18 protein-coding genes, 1 tRNA gene and 1 pseudogene are annotated in these 14,773 nt (G+C 67.9%); 10 read left to right on the forward strand and 10 right to left on the reverse strand.

What is annotated here, in order from left to right; genetic code table 11:
- Nucleotides 1–127 precede the first annotated feature (127 nt).
- The 4 genes and pseudogenes from ACZ4N5_RS27775 to ACZ4N5_RS27790 form a co-directional block, all read right to left on the reverse strand.
- Entirely contained in the window at nt 128–1,489 is a 1,362-nt protein-coding gene (locus tag ACZ4N5_RS27775) for a replication initiator (protein ID WP_467759785.1), read from the reverse strand.
- Between the two features lie 301 nt (nt 1,490–1,790).
- Nucleotides 1,791–1,988, reverse strand: coding sequence for a hypothetical protein (locus ACZ4N5_RS27780; RefSeq protein WP_266462350.1), 198 nt, complete (start codon nt 1,986–1,988; stop codon nt 1,791–1,793).
- A pseudogene (locus ACZ4N5_RS27785) lies at nt 1,985–2,329 on the reverse strand (FtsK/SpoIIIE domain-containing protein); the annotation flags it as partial. The gene ACZ4N5_RS27780 and the pseudogene ACZ4N5_RS27785, both read right to left, overlap by 4 nt.
- Nucleotides 2,326–3,419 (reverse strand): IS630 family transposase gene (locus ACZ4N5_RS27790; protein WP_467759761.1). Its coding sequence is split into 2 segments (ribosomal slippage): nt 2,326–2,963 and nt 2,963–3,419, totalling 1,095 coding nucleotides; the frame shifts between segments, so codons are not numbered across the junction. The pseudogene ACZ4N5_RS27785 and the gene ACZ4N5_RS27790, both read right to left, overlap by 4 nt.
- 334 nt (nt 3,420–3,753) lie before the next feature.
- Between ACZ4N5_RS27790 and ACZ4N5_RS27795 the strand changes: the two genes are divergently transcribed.
- Nucleotides 3,754–4,326 (forward strand): hypothetical protein, encoded by a 573-nt coding sequence (locus tag ACZ4N5_RS27795; RefSeq protein ID WP_467759762.1) that lies wholly within the window; start codon nt 3,754–3,756, stop codon nt 4,324–4,326.
- A 483-nt stretch (nt 4,327–4,809) separates the two neighbouring features.
- On the opposite strand, the gene ACZ4N5_RS27800 is transcribed toward ACZ4N5_RS27795, so the two are convergent.
- On the reverse strand, nt 4,810–5,382 hold the full coding sequence (locus ACZ4N5_RS27800) for a hypothetical protein (protein ID WP_467759763.1): 573 nt from the start codon (nt 5,380–5,382) through the stop codon (nt 4,810–4,812).
- Nucleotides 5,383–5,649: 267 nt separating this feature from the next.
- Here ACZ4N5_RS27800 and ACZ4N5_RS27805 point away from each other — a divergent pair, with 267 nt between their 5' ends.
- Complete coding sequence (locus tag ACZ4N5_RS27805; protein WP_467759764.1) at nt 5,650–6,183, forward strand: DUF1269 domain-containing protein; 534 nt, start codon at nt 5,650–5,652, stop codon at nt 6,181–6,183.
- A 317-nt stretch (nt 6,184–6,500) separates the two neighbouring features.
- On the opposite strand, the gene ACZ4N5_RS27810 is transcribed toward ACZ4N5_RS27805, so the two are convergent.
- Entirely contained in the window at nt 6,501–6,773 is a 273-nt protein-coding gene (locus tag ACZ4N5_RS27810) for a hypothetical protein (RefSeq protein ID WP_467759765.1), read from the reverse strand.
- Here ACZ4N5_RS27810 and ACZ4N5_RS27815 point away from each other — a divergent pair.
- Both ACZ4N5_RS27815 and ACZ4N5_RS27820 read left to right on the forward strand, forming a co-directional pair.
- Nucleotides 6,763–7,047, forward strand: a complete 285-nt coding sequence (locus ACZ4N5_RS27815; RefSeq protein ID WP_467759766.1) for a hypothetical protein — start codon at nt 6,763–6,765, stop codon at nt 7,045–7,047. The two genes, ACZ4N5_RS27810 and ACZ4N5_RS27815, sit on opposite strands and share 11 nt — an antisense overlap.
- A gap of 340 nt (nt 7,048–7,387) precedes the next feature.
- Complete coding sequence (locus ACZ4N5_RS27820) at nt 7,388–7,642, forward strand: amphi-Trp domain-containing protein (RefSeq protein WP_467759767.1); 255 nt, start codon at nt 7,388–7,390, stop codon at nt 7,640–7,642.
- Between the two features lie 103 nt (nt 7,643–7,745).
- Here ACZ4N5_RS27820 and ACZ4N5_RS27825 read toward each other — a convergent pair whose 3' ends face one another.
- Nucleotides 7,746–8,147, reverse strand: a complete 402-nt coding sequence (locus ACZ4N5_RS27825) for a YccF domain-containing protein (RefSeq protein ID WP_467759768.1) — start codon at nt 8,145–8,147, stop codon at nt 7,746–7,748.
- A 60-nt stretch (nt 8,148–8,207) separates the two neighbouring features.
- Here ACZ4N5_RS27825 and ACZ4N5_RS27830 point away from each other — a divergent pair, with 60 nt between their 5' ends.
- Nucleotides 8,208–8,555 (forward strand): YccF domain-containing protein, encoded by a 348-nt coding sequence (locus tag ACZ4N5_RS27830; RefSeq protein WP_467759769.1) that lies wholly within the window; start codon nt 8,208–8,210, stop codon nt 8,553–8,555.
- A 189-nt stretch (nt 8,556–8,744) separates the two neighbouring features.
- Nucleotides 8,745–9,311 carry an SMI1/KNR4 family protein gene (locus tag ACZ4N5_RS27835; RefSeq protein ID WP_467759770.1) on the forward strand — a complete coding sequence of 189 codons (567 nt, stop codon included), beginning with the start codon at nt 8,745–8,747 and terminating at the stop codon, nt 9,309–9,311.
- A gap of 4 nt (nt 9,312–9,315) precedes the next feature.
- Here ACZ4N5_RS27835 and ACZ4N5_RS27840 read toward each other — a convergent pair whose 3' ends face one another.
- On the reverse strand, nt 9,316–10,560 hold the full coding sequence (locus ACZ4N5_RS27840) for an APC family permease (RefSeq protein ID WP_467759771.1): 1,245 nt from the start codon (nt 10,558–10,560) through the stop codon (nt 9,316–9,318).
- 189 nt (nt 10,561–10,749) lie between these two features.
- Between ACZ4N5_RS27840 and ACZ4N5_RS27845 the strand changes: the two genes are divergently transcribed.
- Nucleotides 10,750–11,016, forward strand: a complete 267-nt coding sequence (locus ACZ4N5_RS27845; RefSeq protein ID WP_355840698.1) for a GlsB/YeaQ/YmgE family stress response membrane protein — start codon at nt 10,750–10,752, stop codon at nt 11,014–11,016.
- Nucleotides 11,017–11,288: 272 nt separating this feature from the next.
- Here the strand turns inward: ACZ4N5_RS27845 and ACZ4N5_RS27850 are convergent, their stop codons facing one another.
- Complete coding sequence (locus ACZ4N5_RS27850; RefSeq protein WP_356469076.1) at nt 11,289–11,777, reverse strand: YajQ family cyclic di-GMP-binding protein; 489 nt, start codon at nt 11,775–11,777, stop codon at nt 11,289–11,291.
- Between the two features lie 203 nt (nt 11,778–11,980).
- On the opposite strand from ACZ4N5_RS27850, the gene ACZ4N5_RS27855 reads away from it, so the two are divergent.
- Nucleotides 11,981–12,062, forward strand: a tRNA-Tyr gene (locus ACZ4N5_RS27855).
- A 463-nt stretch (nt 12,063–12,525) separates the two neighbouring features.
- On the forward strand, nt 12,526–12,738 hold the full coding sequence (locus ACZ4N5_RS27860) for a hypothetical protein (protein WP_467759772.1): 213 nt from the start codon (nt 12,526–12,528) through the stop codon (nt 12,736–12,738).
- A 67-nt stretch (nt 12,739–12,805) separates the two neighbouring features.
- Here the strand turns inward: ACZ4N5_RS27860 and ACZ4N5_RS27865 are convergent, their stop codons facing one another.
- Nucleotides 12,806–13,462 carry an SDR family oxidoreductase gene (locus ACZ4N5_RS27865; RefSeq protein WP_467759773.1) on the reverse strand — a complete coding sequence of 219 codons (657 nt, stop codon included), beginning with the start codon at nt 13,460–13,462 and terminating at the stop codon, nt 12,806–12,808.
- 69 nt (nt 13,463–13,531) lie between these two features.
- On the opposite strand from ACZ4N5_RS27865, the gene ACZ4N5_RS27870 reads away from it, so the two are divergent.
- Entirely contained in the window at nt 13,532–14,677 is a 1,146-nt protein-coding gene (locus ACZ4N5_RS27870) for a hypothetical protein (protein ID WP_467759774.1), read from the forward strand.
- The last annotated feature ends 96 nt before the right edge of the window (nt 14,678–14,773 follow it).

Here is a 14,773-nt window from a genome sequence, read left to right on the forward strand (position 1 = left end):
GAGATATGACACATCGTCGGACTTCTTGACATTGCTTCGTTTTGCGAGTGATCCGAAAAGAATCCGCACCAGTCGCACCCGTTCGGCCGGTGACAGCGTCTTGTCCGGGGCCCAAATGACCTTGGTGTCAGGCACTGCGCCCACCTCGGTCAGTTGCTGCCTCTCGCGCGAACTCCCGGTTGATCGCCAGATCTTCGGCGATCCCAGAGGCAAGCAGGGCCGCGCCCGGAGTGTGGCCGGAGCCGACGTATCGCCAGCGGGCATCGGTGACCGCGTCGGGAACGGCTACCTGTCCCGCGTGCTCCGCTCGGTCGGCCCGCAGCGCGGCGTACGTCGTCGAGTAGGCGCGGGATTTGGTGAGGATGTGACCGCGGTAACCGAGAGAGTGGGCCCAGGTGCGCAGATGCAGCGTTGTGTATTCGGGCAGGCCGCCAAGGCGCCAGCAGGTGCCCATGAGCGCCCGCACGTGGTCGGTGACGCGAGCCGCGCCGATGTCGTCCGAGGTGGTGAGCCGGTAGTCGGTGCCGGCGACTGTCTCGCTCGCACCCTTGGTGACGTACTTCGCGACGTACGCGGCTACGGCGTCGTCGTCCGGTCCGACTCCGTCGGCGTGAAGGGGGCGAGCGTCGATCTGGACACCCCAGCCCAAGGCCAGTTCGCCGACAGCGGGACTGTACGAGGTGCGCACCAGGACCCGCCGGGCGGAGGCGTGCACGGCATCGGTGAGCCGGTCTGTACTGCCCCAGGACGGGGGTTCGCCGTCGGGTCCGTTCGGGCCGTCGAGGCGTACGACCGCGTGCACGTGAACGGCCGCCCGTTTCTGGTACTCCGCAACTCGGGCGAAGGAGAGTCGGGCGTGCGAGGAGAAGCGCGATTGTGTGATGCCGACTGCCGTGGCGAGTCGGCGCCGGACGTCGATGATGAAGCGGTCCCAGAGCTTTCCCGCGTATGCGTGCCAGAGGACGTGGGCCGGGTAGTCGTAGCAGTCGGCGCAGAGGGGTTGGCCGACGCGGGCATCGTTCGTGTCGTGGACGGCGCCGCAGCCAGCCGGGTGACCGTGCTCGCATCGTCCGCGGTCGCGACGAGGGTGGCAGATCTCTCCGGCGCGATGCACGGGCCCGAAGGACGGGGCTGTCAGGGTGATGAAGAGCCGGGGTCGGTCGCGGACCGTTGCCGGGACGTTCTTGCCGCCGAGGAGGCCGGCGCGGACGAGGTGGTAGGTGTCGCCTGCGTGGAGCCGGGAGCAGGGTGCGCAGACGGTGGCGCGTCGGTTGCGGCAGCGGATGAGGAGCCGTTCGCCGGGTTCGTTGCGGGTGTCGTAGTGGTGCAGGATCTCGCCGGTTGCACCGTCCAGGGTGGTAGTCGAGCCCGACAGGTGCACGGGGTGCGCACAGCCGCCCGTAGCTGCGATCTGTCCCAACCAGCGGGCGAACTGCGGATCTTGGGCGATGCGTATGGCGTCTCGGTCTGTTTCGGGGAGCTGACGCAGGCGCGCCGCGCGGTCGAGGGCGGCGCGCCTGTCAGCCGGGGTGAACTCGGGTGTGATGGTGGTGACCTTCCGGGGTGGGCCGCCGGAGCGGCACGGGTGGTGGTTGGTGGCGCGCAGTCGGTCATGGGGATCGCTCCCTTGCGTGGTCGGGCTGGGATAGCTGGGTCAGCGGATGGTTCCGGCGCCGCGGCAGATGCGGCAGCGGTGAAGCCGTCCGGTCCAGGTCCTGCGGGCTCCGTCGCCCTTGCAGACAGGGCACCTCACACGAGGCATGGGCATGGCGTTGCTCCTTTCTGCCGGGCTAGAAGTGGGAGAAGCCGCTCAGGACCCAGGTCATGAAGCCGTTGATGGTGAGGCTGACGGGGGTCTGGCCGAGGTACATGCCGAAGAGGGCGATGCAGACCGCTTCCCAGGCGCGGACGTCGCGGGAGCGCACGAGGAGGAAGGTGATGATCCCGAAGACCACCACGAGGGACACGGCGGTACCTGCGCTGATCACTCCGAGCCTCCTTCGAGTGCGGCGAGGGCACGTTCCACGGCGGGCAGTTCGGGGGTCATGGCGCTGTGCTTCTTGGAGGTTGCTGCGGCCTCTTCGGTCGAGGTGAGGTGCGAGCGGGCGCGACTCCAGCCGCCCTCGGAACCCGTGCAGACGGCGACACCCTGCTCGTCAGGGGTGATGGACTGGGCCACGATGACGGCGTCCTTGTTGAGATCGCCGAGGGTCATCTCTGCCGTGCCGGGGTCGTTGACGCGGTGGCAGATCCGGCCGCCGAGTTGGGCCCGTAGGGCGGTGACGCCGGGGCCGAGGTCGGAGCCGACGCGTTGGCCGGCGACGATTACTGACCTTTTCGGATTGGCTTCGGGGCGTCTGAAGCGAGGGTCAGTCCGGTCTCGGTGAGGCAGCCGTCGATGAGTTCGGGATGGCGCTGGATGTGGGCGAGTCCTCGGCGGAGGGTGCGAATGAGGTGGTCGGGGTCGGTGAATGCGGTGTTGGCCATCGGCCCGCGTCGCAGCAGGGACCAGATGCCTTCCACGGGATTCAGGTCCGGGCTGTAGGAGGGCAGCTGGATGACGGTGAGCCATTCGTGGTCGGCCGCGTACTTCCTCATCCCGGCGGCACGATGGGTGTTGAGATTGTCCCAGACGACCACGATCGGGGCGCCGAGCTGCAGGTGCGCGCGGACCAGGAGGTCGCGGTAGTCCTGCCAGGCAAAACTCTTGCGTGCGCCTTTGAGGAGCGGGTGGAAGCGGGGCCGGTAGATCAGCCGGGACCGTTCGCCGGGCCGGTAGCAGCACAGTGCGGCGACCGAGATCCGTCGCCGGGACCGTCCCCGCACTCTGACCACAGGAGTCTGCCCTCGCCGGCCCCAGGTGCGGGCGCGTGGCGGCGTCATCGCGAACCCGGCCTCGTCCTCGAAGACGATGAAGGCCCCGAGCGCCGCCGCGGTCCTTCCACCTGCGGCCACACGTCCTTCTTCCACAGTTCGATCGCATGCTCGTCGCGTTCCAGCGCCCGACGGGCCGGGCTCTGCCACGACCAGCCGTGGCGGTGCATCAGCCGCCACACTCCCGCGATCGAGCAACTGACCTTGAACCGGCGGCCGATCAGCGTTCTGACGCGTTCCAGGGTCCACCGCTGGTCTTCCCAGCCATGCGCGGCCGGACCTTTGGCCAGTTCCTTTTCCAGCACGGCGAACCGTTCGTCCGACAGCTTCGGCAGTTTCGCAGGCCCCTTCGACTTCAGACCCTGCATGCCGCCCTCACGCCAGTTGCGGCGCCATTGCTCCACCGAACGCTCGCTCACCCGCAGGTCCTTGGCGATGTCCGAAGTCCTGTCACCCCGTGCGAACCTCACCCCGGCCCCCAGCCGGACCCCTTCACGCGCAGCCCGCCGCTCAGCGGTCAGACCCCCACCCTCCGCGTACCGCATACCACCGGCATACCGCAGGGATCACCCAACGTCACCACCCGAAGGCAACCCGAAAAGGTCAGTAGGTGCATGCCGAGCGCGGCCCCGAGCTGGGCCAGGCGGAGCAGGAGGGTGGAGCACTGTTCGGCTTCCGCCTTGCTCTCGCGCCGTCCGTCGGACAGGTACAGTTCCGCTGAACGCATGCGTTCAGTACGACCGCGGACAGCGGGAGGCAGCCAACCTCAGCAAGGCGGCAGCTCTCCGAATCGCCGACGAAGCCGGACACGGCGAGATAAAGGCATGGGCATGGGAGATCGAGGCCTGGTTCGCTCTCACCCAAAGCCGCTGGACCGACATGCTTGACGCCGTAGAAGCCGGCCACTCCGCGGACCAGTCACATTCCGTCGGCGTACAGCTCTACGCACACAAAGCGCGCGCCGCCGCCCGTATGGGAGACGCCCGGCTTGTCCGTAACTCCCTGGACGCCGGACGCGCGAGGCTGGATCGACTGCCCCGCCCGGACCACCCCGAACACCACTTCATCATCGACCCGGACAAGTGGGACTTCTACGAGATGGACGCCTACCGTCTACTCGGAGACGATGAACGCGCCGCTGTGCACGCCCGGTCCGTGATCCGTATAAGCACCGGACCCGACGGAACCGAGATCTCCCCCATGCGCGCTGCAGAGGCCCGCCTCACTCTCGGAGTCGCCGCCGCCCGCACCGGGGACATAGAGGAAGCCGTCGGCCTCGGCACCACGGCCCTTGCATCCGATCGCAAGTCACTTCCGTCCCTGCTTTTGGTCGCCAACGAACTGGACAGGGAACTCCGTTCTCGCTACCCCCGCGAGACCGCCTCGCGCGACTTCCACGAGCGCGTCTTGACCATCACACGAGGCGCAACGACACCGGAACTTCCCTTCTGACCATTCACGGCGATCGTCCGTCAGAGGGGTGCGGACTCCCTGGCGGATGTCGGGAGAGCTCCGCTGTCACAGCCGCGCGTACGTTGATCACGCGGCTAAGCGGTCCGGCACCCTGGCGCCGGGATGCCCCGAGGCAGGGTGCGAGTTGGAGGTCTCGAATGGTGCGGGTGGCGAGAATCGAGCTCGCACTCTCAGCTTGGGAAGCTGAGAGCTTCTGGAGTCGGTCGGGCCTTGACCTGGGCAGACGGCCGAACCATGTCTTCCTCGGACCGCTGCCTTTCACCGTGCTTCCCCGCTGTTCCCCGCTCGATCTTCGCCGGGGACGCAGTCCCAACTGTTCTCTGCCCACTCACGGATGAGGAAGAGGGGCCGGGTGACGACGATGTCTCGCGCGTTGAGCACGCAGGATGAGTCCGAGAATTCCGGAGCCTGGCTCTGCCGCGTGTGTCTAGATCAGGTCCAACTCATGGGCTCCGTGTGGCCTTAGCGATTCGGGCTGGTCGGCTCGCCGAGGGCGGCGCGTACCCAGTCGTGGGTGCTTCCGGGATCGAGGGCGGCGAGGAAATCTGTGAGCGAGCCGTCCCAGCTTCGTCTTGCACGGTCGGCGGCGGCTGCGACGACCATTTGCCGCGTGTCTCGGTCTTCGCAACGGACCAGCGTGATTGCCGCGTCTTGGCCGGCTTCGGCGAGGATCTCGTGGGCTTGGTGTGCATCCGCCCGCAGGTGTCCTTGACGCACGTGCGCGGCGTGGGCCTCGTCCTTGGCCCCTTTGAACATCGACCGGAGTCCCATGAGTCCGACCGTCCATGCGAGCGAGACGGACATCAAGGTGTAAGTGAGGTCATTGGCTGTCATCACTCGGGACTGTGTCAGCTTCAGCGACCCGTCGGTGTTGCCTCTGATGACGACAGCAGTCGCTCCGCCCTTGCGGGCCTTCCTGCGAAAACCCCGCCCGAGCGATGCCAGCATGCGTTCGGCGTCACGGTGTCCATCGAAGCTGGCGATGACCACCGATTCCTGCCCAGATTCCGCGACCGAGTCGGGGTCGGAGATCATGGGCGTCTCCTCCGCGGATGAGTGAGCGAATCAAGACCTGACTACCGAGCGCGACCATGCCTGCTCGGTGCGGTCCTACCGCTCCATACCAACACGTATCGAGCGATGGTGCAGCCGTAGAGTGCAGCAACAGCGCCGCATGGTCTTTCGTATTCCGACCATGATTCAGACGTAGGCGCAGGTGAAATGCAGAGCGTAAGGGACGGCCCGGCGGAGGAGCTGCCTGCGCGCGGCGCCCCCGCCGATACGGGGAGGCGCGGCGGGTCGGTGGGGGAGCCGGATACCTCCGAGGAACCGTGGCAGGCCTCGCGGGACGCTGCTGCCAACGCGACCGTTGTGACGGTCGCGGCCCGCATGTCCGTGGGTAAGCCGTTCAGGCTCGCACAGGACTCCGTGGACGGCGCCAAGGTGTTTCGCAACGAGGGCAAGGCCAACGCAGGCAAAGTGCATGTCAACAAGGACGAGACAAGCACGCGGCGCGGGGCCTGGGGTGGCGCCGGCGTCGGCGCGCTCGTCGGGCTGCTGTTCCCACCCGCGATCATCGGCGGTGCTGCCGTCGGCGCGGCCGTGGGCGCCGTGGGCGGCCACCTGTGGAAGGGCATGTCCCGGATGGACGTCAAGGAGTTCGGGGAAATCATCGACGAGGGCCAGGCCGCCCTGGTCATCGTCGGCGAAAGCACGCTGGCCCAGGCTGTGGAAAAGGCCGATCTGAAAGCCGAAAGGCGCGTCGCCAAGGAACTCGATGTGGACCCGAAGGACATCGACAAGAGCGTCCGGGAAGCGACGACCGAAGTCAGCTGACCTGACGGCTCCGGAACCCAGGGCGGCTATCGCGGCCCCGCAGGCCAGGAAGCCGGGGCCCGCAGATGGGCGAGGCACCTCCGCTACCCGTCCCGGGCGAACTCGATGGTGTCGTTCAGGAAGTCGCACGCCTGATGGATTGGCGCTCGTAACCCACGTCAGGCGCACTCCTCCACGTCCGATCGGCCTACGGCGAAAGCCACAGGCGATGAATCCCGGCACGACATGATCCCGGGGCACGCCGTCGACAGTGCGGTCGGCGCCCCGGATACACCGTGCTCAAGGCTCCTGGCCGACTGCGGCTGCGGTGCGTGGCATCAGTACCGCAACGCGTTGCGGACCTCGGCGGTCACCGTGCCGGTCAGCTCCCGGTTGCTCTGGGCGGTGGCGTGAGCCGTGCCGCCCGCGGCGACCTGGGGGACGTCGAGGACGACCACGTCGAGCAAGGTGCCCGACTGGTCCTTGAAACTGACCACGATGGTGTATTGCCTGGGTTTCGAGTCGTGGTTGGTCACGTTCACCGGGACCTCCGGCCGACCGTTGGAGCCGGTGGAGACGTTGCCGAGGGCGACGTCTCCCTTGGCATCCAATCCGCCCTTCACGGTCGCCAGCGCGGACGACGCTGCCGACTCGGCGGACGCTGCCGCGGAAGACACCGCCGACGCTGCCGCACTGCTCGCCCCAGAGGCAAGGGAGGACGCCGCCGATGCTGCCGCACTGCTCGCCCCGGAGGCGACGGAGGACGCCGCCGACCTCGCCGCAGAGGCCGCCGAGGACGCGGGGGAAGTTGAAGACTCGTCCGACGAGCAGCCGACCAGTCCGGCGCAGCCGAGCACGACGGCCATCCAAGCAGCAGCAAAATGACCGACCTGGCGTCCCATGGCTTCTCCCGGCTCGACGGCAATTCTCCGTTCAGCGTCGGCTGTCCCGGCCCGCCGTAATAGCAAGCCACGCGCGGCACCTGGGTGACGTCGACAGAGGTCGCCGGCTGTAGCAACGGAGAACCTGGGAACGGATGCCCGGGGCGGTCCGAGACCCGGCAGGGGACCCTGCCGGCGAGCTGGGCGGCGCGCTCGCGGCGCCCCGGCATCCGGCAGACCGGCCATTCACCGAGCATCCTCCATTCCGCCGTGGGGATGCCTCCTGCGACGCACGGCACGACAATGACTGAGGCCTACCCTTTTCTGCTGGATTGGAGATATCCGTGAAGGACCTCGAATTCGAGCACAAGAGTTCCTTGTCACGCCTTGAGGCTGCTGATCAGCTCGCGGCACTCGCAGTCGCGCTCAAGGATGGTGGCCGTGCCGAGCTTCAGCTAGGCCCAGGCAAGCTGAGCCTGCAGATCCCCCACGAATTGCAGAGCGAAATCGAAGTGGAGGTCGGGGACGGGAAGATGGAACTGGAGATCGAGCTCAAGTGGTCGACGGCCCAGGATGGGGAGGCCTCGGCCACATCCTGAAGATGACCGGGGCGACGGCTGAGGGACGTCGCCGACCCGAAGAGAGTGAACCGGCGCGGCGGTGGGAAACGAGTGATCTGTCGAGGCTTCAACCCGCGCCTGCCTAGCGCGCGCCGAACGCCTGGTCCGTCGGAACCACTTCGCGTCCAAGCGGCATCAGTGAAATGGGGATGAGCTTCAGGTTGGCCCACCCGAACGGGATGCCAATGATCGACAGGAACAGCGGGATGCTTGTGACCAGGTGGGCCAGAGCCAGCCACCACCCTGCGAAGATCACCCAGATCACGTTCCCGATGAATGAACCTGCCCCGGCGTCCGGCCGATCCACGGTGGTGCGGCCGAACGGCCAGAGGACGAAGCCGGCGATGCGCAGCGAAGCGATGCCGAACGGGATGGTGATGATCAAGATGAAGCAGATCAGCGCGGCAATCGTGTAGCCGATGGCCATCCAGAGGCCACAGAAGACCAGCCAGATGATGTTCAACAGCAGGTGGAACAGCTTCATGATCGGTACCTCTCGAGGTCGGTCCGCCGGCGTGCCTGCTACCACCAGTATCAGCCGGTCATGCCCTCAGGCGGAACCGCAGCGCCCTTGTGGCGTGATCGGGAACCTTGGCGGACAATCCCGTTCGGCATCGCCGCCTTCCGTATCGGCATCTACGCGCTGTGGCCGTTCGGCTATACGACGGTGGAGCGCCATGACGCGGGCGCGCCGTCCCTCATCGGCAACATCCTGTGGCTGGTTCTCGCGGGCTGGTGGCTCGCCCTGGCCCACATCGTCACGGGCATCGCCATGTGCCTGACGATCATCGGCATCCCGTTCGGTATCGCCAACTTCAAGCTCATCCCGGTCTCGCTGTTCCCGCTGGGACGCGAAATCGTGCGCACGGACCAGCCGTTCGCGTCGCGCTAGCCGTACGGGCCCGCCGGACACGGCCGGTGGCCCCTGGCGGACCTACGCGTACTCGCTGACCACCGCAGACCTTCGAAGGCCTCCCCGGCCGCCTCGTCCTCTTCGCCGAAAAACGGAGTCGACGTCCGTCTCGCGTGAGGGTTGTCCACAGGCTCCCCGATTGTCAGTGGCGCGCTGCATGATGAACCCATGACCGAAATCGAGCAGTTGCTGGCACGGGTCGCCACGGAGGCCCGTAACACCCGCCCGTGGGGCTGGCCTTCGCTCCCCGCGCCCGTGGGCCCGGCTGAGGTCGCCCGCGCCGAGGCCGTCCTGGGATTCCCGCTGCCCGCGCTGCTCGCCTCGCTGTACCTGCGGATAGGGGACGGCGGATTCGGTCCGGAATACGGTCTGTTGCCCCTGCTCGACGGCCCGCCCTCGGGCGAGCCCGCGGTCGTTCCGCAGTATCTGGCCAGCCGCGAGAGCGGCCGCAAGGACCCCGAGTGGCCATGGCCCGAGGGCGTCCTGCCGATATCCCACTGGGGCTGCGGAATGTATGCGTGCGTGGACTGCCAAAGCCCCGACGGCACGGTCCTGTTCTACGAGCCGAACGCCGACGAGGCCGACCACGCCTGGTACGTGGACGCGCCAAGCCTCGCGACCTGGCTGCTCGCCTGGCTCGAGGGAACAGGCTGGTACGAGGAGTCCCACGACGGCGCGGACCTTCCTCTGTGGCCCGACTTCCAGATACGTACGACGGTGACGCAGGCTTCCTGACCCGCTAACGCGAAGCCGCCCAGAGCCGTACGCCGTAGGCCGCTGCGCCCACCGCCAGGACGGCCGCGCCCACGACCACCGAAACCCCCGGCAGGGCGAACGCCAGCGTCACGCATCCGAGCAGCCCCAGCGCCGGCATGACCCGCGACGACGGAGCCGAACTCAATGTCCAGGCCGAGGCGTTGGCGACCGCGTAGTACGCCAGTACACCGAAGGAGGAGAAGCCGATCGCGCCGCGCACATCCACGGTCGCGGCCAGCGTGGCGACCACCACGCCCACGGCCAGTTCCGCCCGGTGCGGGACCCGGAAGCGCGGATGCACGGCGGCCAGGGCGCCCGGCAGATGACGGTCACGGGCCATGGCCAGCGTGGTCCGTGAGACACCCAGGATCAGGGCGAGCAGTGAGCCGAGCGCGGCCACGGCGGCCCCCACCCGTACCACCGGCACGAGCCCTGGCAGCCCGGCTGCTCGTACAGCGGCGACCAGCGGCGCCGGGGCGAGCCCCAGACCGGCCGATCCGAGCACCGAAAGGACAGCGACAGCGACCGCCGTGTACACCACGAGCGCGATGCCCAGAGCCAACGGGATCGCGCGCGGGATGGTGCGCGCAGGATCCCGCACCTCCTCACCGAGCGTCGCGATCCGCGCGTACCCGGCGAACGCGAAGAACAACAGACCGGCCGCCTCAAGCACCCCGCCCGCGCCGGACGACAGCCCGATGCCCAGCCGCCCGGCATCGGAGACGTCCGAGCCGAGGCACCCGACCACCACGGAAGCGAGGACCGCCAGGACTACTGCCACGATCGCCCGCGTCAGCCAGGCCGACTTCTGCATGCCGCCGTAGTTCACGGCGGTCAGTGCGACCACGGCCGCGACCGCCACCGCGTGGGTGTGCGCCGGCCAGGCGTACGCGCCCACGGTGAGCGCCATCGCCGCGCAGGAGGCTGTCTTGCCGACGACGAACGACCAGCCCGCCAGATACCCCCAGAAGGCACCGAGCCGCTCACGTCCGTAGACGTACGTACCGCCGGAAGCGGGGTACAGGGCGGCGAGCCGGGCCGAGGACATCGCGTTGCAGTAGGCGACGACGGCGGCGACCGCGAGCCCGAGCAGGAGCCCGGATCCGGCCGCACGCGCCGCGGGGCCGAGCGCGGCGAAGATCCCGGCACCGATCATGGAGCCGAGCCCGATGAGCACGGCGTCCCCGACACCCAGGGTGCGGCGCAATTCGGGACTGGACTGAGTCATGGCCGCACCCTACTGATCACTGCAACCGTAGGGAGCCGCGAGGGCGTCCTGTTCATCAGCAGGGCACCAACACGGCACCAATGCACGCCTGACCCGCACCGGACACGGACAGCGCGGGCACGGCTCGCCCGGACCTAAATCACAGGGCCGGGACAGCGTGGGGACAGCACGGAGGGGCAGGCTCAGCACATGGGCATCATCAGCTGGATCATTCTGGGGCTGCTGGCGGGCGCCATCGCCAAGTTCCTGCTCCCGGGGCGCGACCCGGGAGGCTTCATCGGAACGACCGTCATCGGTGTCGTGGGCGCGTTCATCGGCGGCTGGATATCGGCCCGCTGGCTGGACCACCCCATCACCAAGCACTTCTACGACGGCGCCACTTGGGCCGCGGCCATCGGCGGCTCGCTCGTGCTGCTGATCCTGTACCGCATCCTGTTCGGCGACTCGCGCCGCTGAGCGCGTATCCCCGAGACCGCTGCCGACGACCGAGAAGGGCGGGCACACCGGGGGTGCCCACCTTTCCTCGTACCTTCGGCCACCGCTTCGGCACGTCCTGGACGCGTGCAAGAAGCGAGTAGGGAGACCGCTGCCCCGGCAACGAACCGGCCTGCAACGCCCAACCCGCGGAGGCGGGTTGGCGAAGCACTGCTGACCCTGCGCGGTGCTGTTCGGCGCTCTGCGCGCCCCGCGTATCCGGCGTACCAGGCGTATTGGGCGTGCCAGGCGTTCTACCGGTAGTTCACGAACTGCAGAGCGAAGTCGAAGTCCTTGCCCTTGAGGAGCGCCTGAACGGCCTGCAGGTCGTCACGGCTCTTCGAGCTGACGCGCAGCTCGTCGCCCTGCACCTGGGCCTTCACGCCCTTGGGGCCCTCGTCGCGGATGATCTTCGCCACCTTCTTCGCGTTGTCCTGGGAGATGCCCTCCTCGATCGTCGCGAAGATCTTGTACTCCTTGCCGGAGAGCTGAGGCTCGCCGGCGTCCAGCGACTTCAGCGAGATGCCCCGCTTGATCAGCTTGGTCTCGAACACGTCGAGGATGGCCTTCACCCGCTCCTCGGAGTTCGCCTCCATGAGGATCTTCTCGCCGGACCAGGAGATGGAGGCGCCGACGTTCTTGAAGTCGTAGCGCTGCGAGATCTCCTTGGCGGCCTGGTTGAGGGCGTTGTCGACCTCCTGCCGCTCGACCTTCGAGACGATGTCGAAACTGGAGTCGGCCATGTCCTGTGGCTCCTTGTATCGGGTGCGTAGGGACGGCCGTCGAGCCCGGCGTAGGCCTCCGGCCGCATCCGCATAAGCCTAGCCACCCCCCTCCCTCCAGGCGTCGATCAATTGGGTGGCGAAGCATCCCCGGTCATCAGGTATCGTTTACGTCGTTGCCAGGGAGCACCGCACAAAAGCGGGGCTCAGGGGCAGCAAAACCTGGCGGTGTGCCCGAGCGGCCAAAGGGAGCAGACTGTAAATCTGCCGGCTTAGCCTTCCGTGGTTCGAATCCACGCGCCGCCACATGACCGAAAGGGTCTGTGACCAGCAGCAATGCTGATCACGGACCCTTTCGTCGTTTCCGGAGTATCCGGGCGTCGATTCATCCGCTCTATCCCGCTGTGTCTCACCTTGGCTCGCGTGCTGACCAGCCCGTGTGGGGCAGGTGCGGGGCAGCTCTCCGGCTTCCCGCCTGCCGTTTCGCGGCGCCGCTTCAACCGGGCGTTCGCCGTGGCCGCGGCGCCGTCGAGGCACTTCGCGTAGACGCCGAAGACGACGGACACGCTGTGACCGTCACGCGCGGCGACCACCTGTCGTGCGACACCGGAACTGAGCCGCGTGGAGACAGTGGCGTGGCGTAGATCACAGGGCGCTTGGCGAGCTATGAGGCGCGCTGTGCGGGCATGCGGGCAGCCGTCGTCGGCGGGGAACGGCCGGCCCGGGGCGTGCCGGTGGGATCGGTGCGCCCACGGGGCACACTGATCCCATGTCATCGCGTCGCAGAAACTGCCCGGAGTGCCGTCGGGAGATCGCCGTCGTCGCGGGACGGTTCGCTCGGCACGATCCGCCCGGCGTGCGGGGGAGCGGGGAACTGGTGTCGTGCCCCGGTTCGCGCCGGCAGGCACATCTCGGGGCCGCCCAGCCCGCGCTGGACGGGTACGCCGTCCCGGACTTCCCCGGCCAGCTCCAGCTGTTCTGAACCCGCCGTCCCGGAGTTCCCCGGCCGGCCCGCTGTTCTGAACCAGCCCCAAACGGGGTAGCAGGTCCTAGTTCCCCGCCACCGACTTCACCGCCACCGCGATCGGTGTCGAGCCGCTGACCACTTCCAGGGTCAGACCGGCGGTGGCCGGGGTGTCGACGAGTTCGGCGAGGACCGCGGCGACGTCGTCGCGGGGGATCGTGCCGCGGCCGGTGGAGGCCTCCAGGCGTACGAGGCCGGTCCCGGCGTCGTCGATCAGGCCGCCGGGACGCAGGATCGTCCAGTCCAGGCCCGTACGTCCGCGTACGTACTCGTCGGCCTCGCCTTTGGCGCGCAGATACGCGTCGAAGATGTCGTCGCCCGTGTGGGCCGGGTCCGCGCCCATCGAGGAGATGACCACGTGCCGGCGTACGCCCGCGCGCTCCGCGGCGTCCGCGAACAGGATCGCGGCGCCCTTGTCCACCGTCTGCTTGCGGTCGGCCCCGCTGCCCGGTCCCGCGCCCGCCGCGAAGACGGCCGCGTCCGCGCCCTGCAGATGCGCGGCGACCTCCTCCACCGACGCCGACTCCAGATCGCACAGGACCGGCTCGGCACCGGCCGCCCGCAGATCGTCGCCCTGTTCGGCACGGCGGATGATCCCCGCGACCTCGTCCCCGCGCGCGGAGAGCAGTCGCTCCAGCCGGAGCGCGATCTGACCATGACCACCAGCGATGACAATGCGCATGTTTCCGACCGTACGCCCGGATGACCGCGTTCGCCGCACAACCCTGTGGACAACTCGTGAGTCACATGGGTGATCACTGTGGATGCACCGGTGATCGCCGCGAGAACGAGTGAAGACGAGTGCGCAAGCGAACGAACGAAGGAACGCCGTGCGGGTTCGTACGGTGTCGTAGAGGAGACCATCATCACCGTCATACGCAAGACCGTCACCACGGTCGGCTGCACCGCTGTCCTTCTCGCCACGGCGGCCGCCTGCGGTACGGTCCAGAACCTCACAGCCGGGCAGAAGGTGGACCACGCCGTCGAAAGGATCGGCGAACAGAAATCCCTTGCCTTTCAGTTGGACCTGGATGCCGATGCTGAAGCGATCAACACGCTGACGGACGAGACCAGTTCCGACGAGCCCCTTCCGCCGCAGTTCGCGAAGTTCGTCAGCGGGCTGCGCGTCGACGTCTCCGTCAAGTCCAGGAAGGCGCTGGCGGATTCGGGTCAGAAGGACCTCATCGGGACGAGCGTGAAGATCACGGGGACCGGCGGAGTCCTGGTCGAGTACCGGATCATCGGCGATTTCACGTACTACCGCGCCGACATGAAGGCCGTCGGCGAGGCGATGGGCGTTCCCATGCCGTCGGTCGACGATCTCCCTCCGGGCGAGAAGGAGATGAAGAAGGTCCTCGAAGGCGACTGGGTGAAGGTCGACACCAAGAAGCTGGAGAGTTCGCGGAAGGCCGCCGGGGGTGCCGCGAAGGGTGCCGGTGACATCGACGCCAAGACCCAGAAGAAGGTTCTCGACGCCGTACGAGATGTCATCGGCCGCGAGGTCACCTTCCGGACCAAGAGCGGGACGGGCGGCGTCGATCACGTCGTCGCCACGGGCAACGTCCGCGACCTTCTCACCGGCGTCTTCGACAAGCTCCGTCCGCTGCAGGGCGACCTTCCGGCGGGTGCGGAACTCCCCTCGGCCAAGGACCTCAAGGACGCGCCGAACAAGAAGGTCGCTGTCGACTTCACCCTGAAGAACGGTGACCTCCGGCAGATCAGGGTCGACCTGGCCGTCCTCGCCGACAGCCCGAAGACCGCAAAGCTGCCCCTCGTCCTGAAGTTCTCCGAGGCGGGCGACATCAGCGCGCCGACGGGAGCCACCGAGATCCCCGCGAGCAAGCTTCCCGGGGGCAGTCCGCTGGGCGGCGCGTTCCTGGGCGGCGACGAGCTCTAGCTGTATTGCCCTGTGAGGTTGGGGACGCGGCTGGCGGGTGGTTTGCCTGCGAGCGCGGTGTGTCCGCGGTGGTGATTGTAGGTGTGCAGCCAGCCG

Source organism: Streptomyces sp. NPDC026500 (assembly GCF_055567635.1).